The 11,712-nt window shown below is 69.5% G+C and carries 11 protein-coding genes; 10 read left to right on the forward strand and 1 reads right to left on the reverse strand.

Annotated features, from left to right (window positions below; translation table 11 throughout):
* Positions 1-5: 5 nt before the first annotated feature.
* Positions 6-1,106, reverse strand: coding sequence for a peptidoglycan DD-metalloendopeptidase family protein (locus ACSF8R_RS09985; RefSeq protein WP_434811733.1), 1,101 nt, complete (start codon positions 1,104-1,106; stop codon positions 6-8).
* 183 nt (positions 1,107-1,289) lie between these two features.
* Here ACSF8R_RS09985 and ACSF8R_RS09990 point away from each other — a divergent pair, with 183 nt between their 5' ends.
* From ACSF8R_RS09990 to ACSF8R_RS10035, 10 genes are all read left to right on the forward strand, one after another.
* Positions 1,290-1,739, forward strand: coding sequence for a hypothetical protein (locus ACSF8R_RS09990; protein ID WP_434811734.1), 450 nt, complete (start codon positions 1,290-1,292; stop codon positions 1,737-1,739).
* Positions 1,736-2,695, forward strand: coding sequence for a bifunctional riboflavin kinase/FAD synthetase (locus ACSF8R_RS09995; protein ID WP_434811735.1), 960 nt, complete (start codon positions 1,736-1,738; stop codon positions 2,693-2,695). The genes ACSF8R_RS09990 and ACSF8R_RS09995 overlap by 4 nt, the downstream gene beginning before the upstream one ends.
* Before the next feature lie 114 nt (positions 2,696-2,809).
* Positions 2,810-3,559, forward strand: coding sequence for a hypothetical protein (locus tag ACSF8R_RS10000; RefSeq protein ID WP_434811736.1), 750 nt, complete (start codon positions 2,810-2,812; stop codon positions 3,557-3,559).
* A 47-nt stretch (positions 3,560-3,606) separates the two neighbouring features.
* Complete coding sequence (locus ACSF8R_RS10005; protein ID WP_434811737.1) at positions 3,607-4,764, forward strand: ROK family protein; 1,158 nt, start codon at positions 3,607-3,609, stop codon at positions 4,762-4,764.
* Positions 4,765-4,815: 51 nt separating this feature from the next.
* A complete protein-coding gene (deoC, locus tag ACSF8R_RS10010) occupies positions 4,816-5,835 on the forward strand; it encodes a deoxyribose-phosphate aldolase (RefSeq protein ID WP_434811738.1) in 1,020 nt (339 codons plus the stop codon).
* A 20-nt stretch (positions 5,836-5,855) separates the two neighbouring features.
* Positions 5,856-7,298: an aldehyde dehydrogenase family protein gene (locus ACSF8R_RS10015; protein WP_434811739.1), complete on the forward strand. Its 1,443-nt coding sequence runs from the start codon at positions 5,856-5,858 to the stop codon at positions 7,296-7,298.
* The gene (locus ACSF8R_RS10020) at positions 7,295-8,158 is read left to right on the forward strand and encodes an aldehyde dehydrogenase family protein (protein WP_434811740.1); all 864 of its coding nucleotides are present in this window, start codon (positions 7,295-7,297) and stop codon (positions 8,156-8,158) included. The genes ACSF8R_RS10015 and ACSF8R_RS10020 overlap by 4 nt, the downstream gene beginning before the upstream one ends.
* Before the next feature lie 85 nt (positions 8,159-8,243).
* Positions 8,244-9,125 carry a glycerophosphodiester phosphodiesterase gene (locus ACSF8R_RS10025; protein WP_434811741.1) on the forward strand — a complete coding sequence of 294 codons (882 nt, stop codon included), beginning with the start codon at positions 8,244-8,246 and terminating at the stop codon, positions 9,123-9,125.
* 63 nt (positions 9,126-9,188) lie between these two features.
* The gene (locus ACSF8R_RS10030) at positions 9,189-9,395 is read left to right on the forward strand and encodes a heavy-metal-associated domain-containing protein (RefSeq protein WP_434811742.1); all 207 of its coding nucleotides are present in this window, start codon (positions 9,189-9,191) and stop codon (positions 9,393-9,395) included.
* A 7-nt stretch (positions 9,396-9,402) separates the two neighbouring features.
* The gene (locus tag ACSF8R_RS10035) at positions 9,403-11,589 is read left to right on the forward strand and encodes a heavy metal translocating P-type ATPase (RefSeq protein ID WP_434811743.1); all 2,187 of its coding nucleotides are present in this window, start codon (positions 9,403-9,405) and stop codon (positions 11,587-11,589) included.
* Positions 11,590-11,712 lie beyond the last annotated feature (123 nt).

The raw sequence follows: 11,712 nt of genomic DNA on the forward strand, positions 1-11,712 counted from the left end.
CAGATTCACCGCTTGGTGAGAAAGTCCGAGTGCACCCAGCCGGTCTTGCCTGCGTAGGTGACCTTGCGCCAGTCCCCACTCTTCTTCTTGATCGCGCCGACGCTGGAGCCCTTCGGAATGGTGAGAATCCGCTGCTTGCTCGTCGACGCGCCCGTTCGCAGGTTCAACGGGGCCGTCGTCTTGTAGGTGGGCGCCTTCGCCGCGGCCGCTGGTGTCGCCGCGGCCGCTGGTGTCGCCGTGGGCGTGGGCGTGGGCGTGGTTGTGGGTGTGGCCGGCTTGTGAGGCGTGACCAGTGAAATCGCGATCCAACCCGACCGCGATCCGACCTTCACCGGGATGAACCCGTCGGTGACCTTGCCCGGGACGTGCACCATCGCTGTACCCTTCGGGAGCAGCTTGATGATGTCATGCGCGGTCGAAGGTCCGGTGCGGAAGTTGACGCCACCGACCGTGTAGTACTTGCACGTCGCGGGTGCGGACTTCGCCCAGATTGACGTCGCAGCTCCCAGCAGGTCCACACCCTTGGCAGCGAGGAGCGTCGCGGCGTCTTCGGCGACCATGCCCTTCGACGTCTTGCGCCACACCTCGAGATGCAGATGGTTGCCCGTCGATGCGCCGCTGCTTCCAACCTCACTGATCCGTTGCCCGGCTTTGACCTTCTGCCCGACCTTCACGCGCGTCGTCGACTTCCACATGTGCATGTAGACCGATTCGTATTCGACCCCGTCGATCTTGTGACGCACTTTGATGTACCCCTCGCGGGATGAGGTGCCGTCGACCGTGGCGGTCACGACGCCTGCCGCGATGGCGTAGATCGGCGACCCGCCGCGCGTCGCCATGTCGACGCCACGGTGCACGGTCCCGCCGCCCTGCGTGGGGATGCAGCGCGGTCCGAAGAACGAAGAGACGTTGTAGGACTTCGCGACGAGCGGCAGTTTGAAGCTCGTGGCCGCAGGCACCGTCGGTGCGGGCGTCGGTGTCGAGGCCGCCGGGCGCGCGGTCGACGACGTCGGGGCGCCGGTGGTGGCCGTGGCGGGCGCGCTCACGCCGAGGATGAGCGCTGTTGTGGTGGCGCAGGCGAGCAAGATGGTGCGGATCGATCGCATGGTGCACTTCACAGGGTTGGGAGAGGGGTGCGTGGCGGACGCCAGCCTGTGAATATTGTCACTTCTTGGTGTGTCTGTCTACCGGCGAGGCGAAAGTGGTCTATGTGCCAGCTCGCGCAGGCCCCTGGATGGGTCGATGGACCGTCCAGGCGGCGTGATCGACGCGCCTAGGATGGACAGGTCATGGCTACGACCCGCCCCCGCATGACCGGCATTGGCCGCGTCCTCGTGATCGTCTACGCGATCATGGCGCTCGCCGCGACCGGCCGATCGTTCGTGCAGATCGTGCAGGAGTTCGACGCCGCGCCCGTCCCGTACACGCTGTCGGCTGCGGCCGCCCTCGTCTACATCCTCGCGACGGTCGCACTCGTGAAGTCTGGTTCGCGCACCTGGTACATCATCGCGTGGGTCGCGATCTGCTTCGAACTGGTCGGTGTGCTGGTCGTCGGCACACTGAGTCTCGTGCTGCCCGACCTCTTCGCCCACGACGCGACGGTCTGGTCGGGCTACGGCTATGGCTATGTGTGGGTGCCCCTCGTGCTGCCGTTCATCGGCCTGTGGTGGCTGGTCACGCACCGTGACGGTTCGCACGTCGTCGAAGAGGAGCCCGTCGAACAGGGGTCGAGCTGGTGATCGTCTTCCGTGAGCCGGCGGAGGTGCCCGTAGGGTTCGGCCCGAGCGTCGTCGCGATCGGCAAGTTCGACGGGGTGCACTCCGGGCACCGCGCGGTGATCGACCGTGCCCGGGTGGCCGCGACGGATGCCGGGGCGCGCGTGGTCGCCGTGACCTTCGACCGCAATCCGCTGAGCCTGCTGCGTCCCGAGCTGTGCCCTGAGCCGCTGGTCAGCCTCGAGCAGAAGCTCCGGCTGCTCGCCGGAGCCGGCGTCGACGCGACGCTCGTGCTGCGCTTCGACGAGGCGCTCGCGGGACTGAGTCCGCGGGAGTTCGTCGAGCACGTGCTGGTCGATGCGCTCGGCGTCGTCATGGTGCTCGTGGGCGATGATTTCCGCTTCGGCAAGGGCGGCGCCGGCAACCCCGACCTGCTCGTCGACCTCGGCGCCGAGTTCGGCTTCCGTGCCGCCGTCGTCGGCGACATCGAGGGCGGCGGACGGCGGGTTTCGTCGACGTGGGTGCGCGAAGCGCTCGCGGCGGGTGATGTCGAAGACGCGGCGCGTCTGCTGGGCCGGGCACACGAGGTGCGCGGTGAGGTCGTGCACGGCCTCAAGCGCGGCCGCGAGCTGGGTTATCCGACGGCGAATCTGTCCACTGAACTCGAGGGGTTCGTGCCGGCGGACGGCGTGTACGCGGGCTGGCTGCTCGACGAAGGAGTTGGCGCAGGGGCGCCGTCGCACGCGGTCACGCGCTACCCGGCAGCGATCTCGGTCGGCACGAATCCGACCTTCGACGATGTGCTGGCGCGCCAGGTCGAGGCCTACGTGCTCGACGAGCACGACCTCGATCTGTACGGCCACACCGTCCGTGTCCGGTTCACGCACCGGGTGCGGCCGATGATGGCGTTCGACGGCATCGAGACCCTCATCGCACAGATGGGCGACGACGTCGCGCGCGTGCGGTCGCTGCTGCGCTGACCGTCACCCTGCCCGAACCGCTGGTGTGGCGGGCGCCTGCACGTGGCATCCGAGGCGCTAGAGTCGCGCACAGGCGGCCGATCGCGAAGGCGCAGGCCGAGAGGGGGCGCGACGATGAGTGAACCGGTGAACCGGGCCAAGACTGTCAGGCGGGTCGTCGTCTGGGTGGTGGTCGTCTCGTTCGTGCTGGCGGCAGTGGCCGGCATCGCTGCGCTGCTCGGCGGTGGCATGGACGAGACCGTCTGGCGGATCCTCGGCACGACGGCCCTGTCGGGTGTCTTCAGCATCGCGGTGCTGTGCTGTGCCACGCTCCTCGAGCGCCGCACGAAGGTGTTCGGGGCAATCGGCATCGGCGTCTCCATCGTCACGCTCGTCCTGCTGCTCGGGCTCGTGTGGGAGCTGATCCCTTGGGACGACATCGTCACGAAGCTGGCCGTGACGGGATCGATCGCGACGGCCCACTTCGCCGTGGCATCGTTGCTGCTCCTGCTGGTCGACCGTCGCCGCACACCCGTGCGGGTGGCGCTCGTCACGACCTTGGCGCTGCTCGGCGTCACATTCCTCGTGGCGACGTTCGGCATCTGGAACGAGGATGCGTTCGGTGACGCGTACTGGCGGGTCCTCGGCATCGCGCTGATCCTCGCCGCCCTCGGCGTCGTGGTCGTGCCGGTCATGTCGCTGCTGCTGCGCGATGACGTCGCGGCCGCCGCTGCGGCACCCGTGGCGCCGGCAGACCCCACGATCGTGAGCGCACAGCTCGCCCAGCAGCTCACCGACGAGGCGCGTCGTCGCGGCATTTCGGTCGACGCGCTGGTGGCGCCCGTGTTCGCCGCACCCGGGCATCCCGACGCGCCGACGCAATAGGGAGCGCGAGGGTCGACACGGCGTCGGCCGCTTGCGAAGATCGATGGGTGGATGAGATCGCGGCGAGCCTGCTCGGGCTGATCCGTTCCGGCGCGGCGACCAGTCAGGCGCAGCTGGTGCGCTCGACGGGCCTTGCACGGGCGACCGTCGCGCGGCGACTGGATGCGCTCCAGTCGAGCGGGCTCGTCCGCGCCGACGCGTACGTCCGCGGCACCGGCGGGCGCCCTGCCGACCGTCTCGTGATCGATGGAGCCCGAAAATTCCTGCTCGGTGCCGACGTCGGCGGCAGTCACACGCGCGTCGCGATCGCCGACCTCCTCGGCACCCTGATCGAGGTCACCGATCACGACATCAACGTCAACGACGGACCGGATGCCGTGCTCGGCACCGTGCAGGCCGCATTCCTCGAACTGCTCGAGCGGCAGTCCGCGACGCCGGCTCGAGTGGCCGGAATCGCCGTCGGCATCCCCGGCCCGATCGAGCAGTCGACGGGGCGCGTCGTCAGCCCCCCGACCATGCGCGGTTGGGACGGGATCGACGTGCCTGCCGCGTTCACCGAACGTTTCGACGCACCGATCGTGGTCGACAAGGATGCCAACATCATCGCGATCGGTGAATACGCACACGTTCCGCCCGCCGTCCGCGACGTGCTCCTGTTGAAGGTCGGCATGGGAATCGGCGCCGGCATCATCGCCAACGGCGAGATCCTGCGCGGCGGACAGGGCGCTGCCGGCGACCTGGGGCATCTCCCACGGCCGGGTGGCGAGCGCTGCCGGTGCGGACAGTTCGGCTGCGCGGAGGCGACCGCGGGCGGGTGGGCCATTGCGCGGGTCCTCGAGAGGGACGGGGGCATGTCTGTTGCCACGAGCGCCGACATCGTCGCGCTCGCCCGCGACGGGCACCCGCTCGTGCTCGACCTGCTGCGCCGCGCAGGCCACCGGCTCGGCGACGTGCTGGCCGACGCCGTCGGCATGCTGAACCCGACGCTCGTGATCGTCGGCGGCAACCTCGCCCCCGCCAGCCCGGCACTGCTCGATGCCATCCGCGAGCGGGTCGCGGAGCGTTCGCATCCGCTCGCGACGAAGAATCTGCGCATCGAACTCGGTGCGCTCGGCGCCGAAGCCGGTCTCACCGGAGCCGTGAAACTGGCGGGCGATGCCGCGTTCGCCTGGCCGCATACGGCAGCACTCCTTCATAATGTCTAGAATTAGACCTTTCCCCGTCCGCCCCTCCCGATGAGCCGAAAGACGATGAACATGACGATCTCGTCCTCTCCGACGCGCGAGTTGAGCGTCACCGAACGCGCCGTCGAAATTCTGGGCGGCGCCCCAGACGACACCACGCTGCGCCGCTACCTGCACGGGCTGCCGGGCGTCGACGCGGTCGGCCTCGAACAGCGGGCGGCCGGCCTCGGAACCCGTTCGATCAAGACGACGTCGAAGGCGTGGGCCCTCGACCGCATCATCGAGCTGATGGACCTCACCACCCTCGAGGGCGCCGATACGCCCGGAAAGGTGCGCTCGCTGGTCGCCAAGGCGCTGCATCCCGACGCCTCCGACCCCACCTGTCCGCGCGTTGCGGCGGTCTGCGTCTACGGCGACATGGTGCCGTTCGCCGTCGAGGCCCTCGGCGGCATGCACGGCGACCCCGACGACGGCCTCGTGGGCGTCGCCGCCGTCGCGACCGCGTTCCCGAGCGGTCGGTCCTCGCTCGCCATCAAGCTCGCCGACACCGCCGAGGCCGTCGCGGCAGGCGCCGACGAAATCGACATGGTGATCGACCGTGGCGCCTTCCTCGCAGGCCGGTACGCGCTCGTGTTCGACCAGATCGTGCAGGTCAAAGAGGCCTGCCGCCGCGCCGACGGCTCGTACGCGTCGCTGAAGGTCATCCTCGAGACCGGTGAGCTGAACACCTACGACAACATCAAGCGCGCATCGTGGCTCGCGATCCTCGCCGGCGGCGACTTCATCAAGACCTCGACCGGCAAGGTGCAGCCTGCGGCGACCCTTCCCACAACGCTCCTCATGCTCGAGGTCGTGCGCGACTGGTACCGCGCGACGGGGCAGAAGATCGGTGTGAAACCCGCGGGCGGCATCCGCACGGCGAAGGATGCCATCAAGTACCTCGTCACCGTCGCCGAGACGGTCGGCGAGGAGTGGCTGCAGCCGCACCTGTTCCGCTACGGCGCATCGAGCCTGCTGAACGATGTGCTGCTGCAGCGTCAGAAGCTGCGCACCGGCCACTACACCGGCGTCGACTACGTGACGATCGACTGATCTGGATACGGAAAGAACACATGAGCTTCCTCGAATACGCTCCTGCCCCCGAATCACGGGCCATTCTGAACCTCCGTGACGAGTACGGACTGTTCATCGACGGCGAGTTCCGCGCCGGGTCCGGTGAGTCGTTCCTGACGATCTCGCCCGCCGATGAATCGACCATCGCGTCGGTCGCATCGGCGACCGAGGCCGATGTGGATGTCGCCGTGGGCGCAGCCCGCCGCGCCTTCGACAAGACGTGGTCGAAGATGAGCGGTCGCGATCGCGGCAAGTACCTCTTCCGCATCGCCCGTCTCGTGCAGGAACGCGCCCGCGAGCTCGCCGTTGCCGAGAGCCTCGACAACGGCAAGCCCATCAAGGAGAGCCGCGATGTCGACGTGCCGCTCGTCGCCGCCTGGTTCTTCTACTACGCCGGGTGGGCCGACAAGCTCGACCACGCCGGCCTCGGCGCGGCCCCCAAGCCGCTCGGCGTCGCGGGCCAGGTGATCCCGTGGAACTTCCCGCTGCTCATGCTCGCGTGGAAGATCGCACCGGCGCTCGCCGCGGGCAACACGGTCGTCATCAAGCCCGCCGAGACGACGCCCCTGTCGGCGCTCATCTTCGCCGAGATCCTGCAGCAGGCAGACCTGCCGCCGGGCGTCGTCAACATCATCACGGGCGCCGGAGCGACCGGCGCGGCGCTCGTGCGTCACCCCGACGTGAACAAGGTCGCCTTCACCGGGTCGACCCCCGTCGGCCGCGAGATCGCGAAGTCGGTCGCCGGCACCGACAAAAAGCTCACCCTCGAACTCGGCGGCAAGGCCGCGAACATCGTGTTCGAGGACGCGCCGATCGATCAGGCCATCGAGGGCATCGTCAACGGCATCTTCTTCAACCAGGGGCACGTCTGCTGCGCGGGCAGTCGTCTGCTCGTACAGGAGTCCGTGCACGACGAGGTCATCGACCGGCTCAAGGCCCGGCTGTCGACGCTGCGCCTGGGCGACCCCCTCGACAAGAACACCGACATCGGGGCGATCAACTCCGCCGAACAGATCCAGCGGATCACCGAGCTCAGCAAGATCGGCGAAGAAGAGGGCGCGGAGCGTTGGAGCGCGGACTGCGAGATTCCGAAGAACGGCTTCTGGTTCGCCCCCACGATCTTCACCGGCGTGCAGGCCAGCCACCGCATCGCCCGCGAAGAGGTCTTCGGTCCGGTGCTCTCGGTGCTCACGTTCCGCACGCCGGCCGAAGCGATCGAGAAGGCCAACAACACGCCCTACGGCCTGTCTGCGGGCATCTGGACCGACAAGGGCTCGCGCATCCTCGCCGTCGCCGACCGGCTGCGCGCGGGTGTCGTGTGGGCCAACACGTTCAACCGATTCGACCCGTCGAGCCCGTTCGGCGGTTACAAGGAATCCGGCTACGGCCGGGAGGGCGGCCGCCACGGCCTGCTCGCGTACCTGAAGGGAGCGTCGGCGTGAGCAAGCGACTGACCGTGCCGAAGACGTACAAGCTCTTCATCGGCGGGGCCTTCCCCCGCAGCGAGTCGGGGCGCACCTACGAAGTGCGTTCGACGTCAGGCGAGTTCCTCGCCAACGCTGCACTCGCGTCGCGCAAGGACGCCCGCGATGCCGTGACCGCCGCGCGCGCGGCGGGCAAGGGGTGGGCCGGCGCGACCGCGTACAACCGAGGTCAGGTGCTGTACCGCGTGGCCGAACTGCTCGAAGGGCGACGCGCGCAGTTCGTCGACGAGATCGTGCAGCAGACCGGCGCCACCGCGACGGCGGCGCGCGCTGAGGTCGACGAGGCCATCGACCGCTGGGTCTGGTACGCCGGATGGTGCGACAAGTACGGCCAGGTCGCCGGAAACGGCAACCCCGTCGCGGGCCCCTACTTCAACATCTCGGTGCCCGAGCCGACTGGCGTCGTCGCCGTCATCGCGCCGCAGGACACCGCGTTGCTCGGGCTGGTCTCTGCCATCGCGCCGGCACTGGTGACCGGCAACACGGTCGTGGTCGTCGCCGCGCAGCGCTTCCCGCTGTCGGCGATCAGCCTCGCCGAGGTGCTCGCGACCAGCGACGTGCCCGGGGGTGTGGTCAACGTGCTCACCGGTTCACCCGCAGAACTCGCACCGTGGCTCGCGTCCCACCCCGATGTGCACGCACTCGACCTGGTGGGCGCCGGCGACCTGGACTGGGTCGATCTGCAGATCGCTGCGGCTGAGACGCTCACGCGTGTGCTGCCGCCGGAGGGCGGTGACGATGCCGCGGCCCCGAGCCTGGCTCGCATCACGGCGTTCACCGAGACGAAAACGGTGTGGCATCCGAAGAGCATGGTCTGAACGCCGAGCGAAAAAAGGGTAACGAAAAGGTAACGCTGTGGCGTAGGGTGGGCTCGACGACGACGTCGAGCGAAGGACATACCCGATGCCCCGCACGCTCCGAGCCGAACGGCTCTCTGCGCTCTGGCTCGCGGCACTGGCCGTGGCGGCCGTCACGCTTGCGCTGCTGGCGGCGGTCCCGACGCGCGTGAGCGCGCACGAGTTGCTCGGTGAGGCGCGCGACCCCGGTGACCGCGCCCTCATCGCCAGCCATCGCGGCGGCGCGGCACTCGCGCCCGAGAACACGTTGCCCGCTGTCGAGGCGGCCCTGTCGGGTGGCTTCGACTATGTCGAGGTCGACGTGTCGCTCACCGCCGACGGTCATCCGGTGCTCTTCCACGATGCGACCGTCGATCGCACGACCGACGGCGCAGGCGCACTGGCCGAGCTCACGCTCGCCGAGGTGCAGCGGCTCGACGCGGGCGCGTCGCACGACGCCTCATTCCGTGGCACGCGAGTGCCGACTGCGGAGCAGTTCCTCGATCTGTTGGCACGCCGTGACGGTCGCGCGCTGCTCGACCTGAAGGGGGAGTGGGATGCCGCGGGCGCCGCCGCCCTCGTCGCGGCGATCGAGCATCGCGGACTCGAGCGCGCCGTCGCCGTCGCGTCCTTCGATGCCCGGGTGCTGGGGCTGTTCGGCGCGGCATCCGACGTCATCGCCCGGCTCGTGCTGCTCAAGCAGCTGCCCGCGGATGTCGTCGAGGCGGCCGTGCAGGTCGGCGCCCGCGGCATCATCGTGGATCGAAAAGCCCTCCTCGCACGACCCGAGGCGGTCGACGCGCTCCAGGCCGCGGGAATGCGCGTCATCGTGTTCACACTCAATTCCGATGACCAGTGGGGCGAGGTCACTGCCCTCGGCGTCGACGGGATCGTCACCGACGACCCGGTGCGGTTGGACTCCTGGCAGCAGACGCTCGCCGCCGAGTGATGGGATGCCGGGAATACCCCTAGGGGGTATCATGTTGCTATCCCTGAACTCGAAGGAGCAGCCATGAGCACCCAGACCTACACCGTCGAAGGCATGACCTGCGGGCACTGCGCCCAGGCCGTCGCGCGTGAGGTGAGCGCCGTCGACGGCATCACCGACGTCGCCGTCGACGTTTCGCAAGGGACCGTCACCGTCGCCGGCGCCGCATCCGACGAGGCCATCGCCGCTGCCGTCGCCGAAGCCGGCTACGCGTTCGCCGGTCGCGCCTGAGGCTGCCATGACAGACACCCGTGAAGCCGTCCTCGACATCGAGGGAATGACGTGCGCCAGCTGTGTCGCGCGCGTCGAGAAGCGGCTGCAGACCGTGGCCGGGGTGACGGCATCCGTCAATCTCGCCACCGAGTCGGCGCGGGTCGTCTTTCCCGAGGGCACCGACCCGGGTGCGCTCGTGAGCGCTGTGCGTGAAGCCGGATACGACGCGCGCGTGCGCCGCGAGCAGGCACCGGCCGCGCCGGAAGGTGACGCCGACGGCTCGCTGCGCACGCGGCTGTTCGTCTCGGCGGCACTCGCGGTGCCGGTCGTCGCACTCGGCATGGTGCCGGCCTGGCAGTTCCCCGGGTGGCAGTGGGTCTCGCTCGTCCTCACCGCACCGATCGTGCTGTGGGGTGGTTGGCCGTTCCACCGTGCGACCGTCGCGAACGCGCGTCACGGCGCCGCCACGATGGACACGCTCATCACCCTCGGCACGCTCGCCGCGTTCGGCTGGAGCGTCTGGGCACTGCTGTTCGGCACCGCGGGGCGCATCGGCCTCACGCACGATGTCGTCCTGTTCGGGCCCGTTCATGACGCCGGTGCGCTCGTCTACTTCGAAGTCGCGGCGGCCGTCACCGCGTTCCTCCTGTTGGGGCGGCACATCGAACACCGCTCGAAGCGGCGGGCGGGCGCTGCGCTGCACGCCCTGCTCGACATGGCGGCCAAGGACGTCGAGCGTGACGACGGTCGCCGGGTGCCGGTCGACCACCTCGTCGTCGGCGACCGCTTCGTCGTGCGGCCGGGCGAGAAGATCGCCACGGACGGCATTGTCGAAGGGGGGCGGGCAGCCGTTGACCAGAGCATGATGACGGGAGAGTCCGTCCCCGTCGACGTCGCCGTCGGCGACCCGGTCACCGGCGGAACCATCGCCGCAGACGGGCAGCTTCTCGTCCGGGCGACCGGCGTCGGGGCAGACACCCGCCTTGCGCACATGGCGCGGCTGGTCGAAGACGCCCAGACCGGCAAGAGCCGCGTGCAGAAGCTCGCCGACCGCATTTCGGCCGTCTTCGTGCCGATCGTCATCGCCTTGTCGGTGCTCACGCTCGCCGGGTGGCTTCTCGCCGGGCAGCCCGTCGCCACCGGGTTCACCGCCGCCGTCGCGGTGCTCATCATCGCCTGCCCCTGTGCACTCGGACTGGCGACGCCGATCGCGGTGCTCGTCGGCACCGGACGCGGCGCGCAGTTGGGCATCCTCGTCACCGGACCCGAGGCGCTCGAGAACGCCGACCGCATCGACACCGTCGTGCTCGACAAGACCGGCACCGTCACCGAGGGGCGCATGAGCGTCGCTGATGTGGTGCCGTTCGGCGACGCAGACCCGGTCGCCGTCGGGCGCATCGTCGCATCCCTCGAACACGGCTCAGAGCACCCCATCGCGCGTGCGCTCGCCGCCCTCGCCGACACGCGCAGCGACGTGGACCAGTTCACGGCGCACGCCGGGCGGGGAGTCACAGGCGTCGTCGACGGCCACGTCGCCTTTGTCGGGCGGGCGGGATTCGCGGCCGAGCACGCGACCCTCGATGCAGAGGTCACCGCGCGCATCGCTGGGTTCGAAGCCGACGGTGCGACCGCCGTCGTCGCCGGATGGGACGGCGAGGTGACGGCGGTGATCGCCGTCTCCGACACGGTGCGCGCCGACAGCGCCGACGTGGTGACCAGACTCCGCGGACTCGGACTCGACGTCGTCCTCCTCACCGGCGACAACGCCGGCGCAGCCGCGGCCGTGGCCGCCGAAGTCGGTATCGACCGCGTCGTCGCGGGCGTGCTGCCGGAGGGCAAGGTCGCCGAGATCGAGCGACTTCGCGCCGAAGGGCGCCGCGTCGCGATGGTCGGCGACGGTGTCAACGACGCCGCAGCGCTCGCGACCGCCGACCTCGGCATCGCGATGGGTGGCGGCACGGATGCCGCGATGCACGCCAGCGACATCACCGTCGCCGGCAGCGGACTGGCACCCGTCGCCACCGCGATCTCGCTCAGTCGCCGCACGATGCGCATCATCCGCGGCAACCTGTTCTGGGCCTTCGCCTACAACGTCGCGGCGCTCCCGCTCGCCGCTGCAGGCCTGCTCAACCCCATGCTCGCCGGTGCCGCGATGGCCTTCTCGAGCGTGTTCGTCGTGCTCAACAGCCTGCGACTGCGGCGCGCGGGCTGACACATCCCGCGCCGATCGGGGCGTGCGCGCTACACTGGTGACGAGGGATCCGTCGCTCCGACGTTGCAGCTCGCAGAAGCGAGTACCCGCAGCCGGCACCGACGAGCCTCACGCACTCCCGCT

Source organism: Microbacterium sp. bgisy189, from assembly GCF_965345345.1.
Lineage (GTDB): Bacteria > Actinomycetota > Actinomycetes > Actinomycetales > Microbacteriaceae > Microbacterium.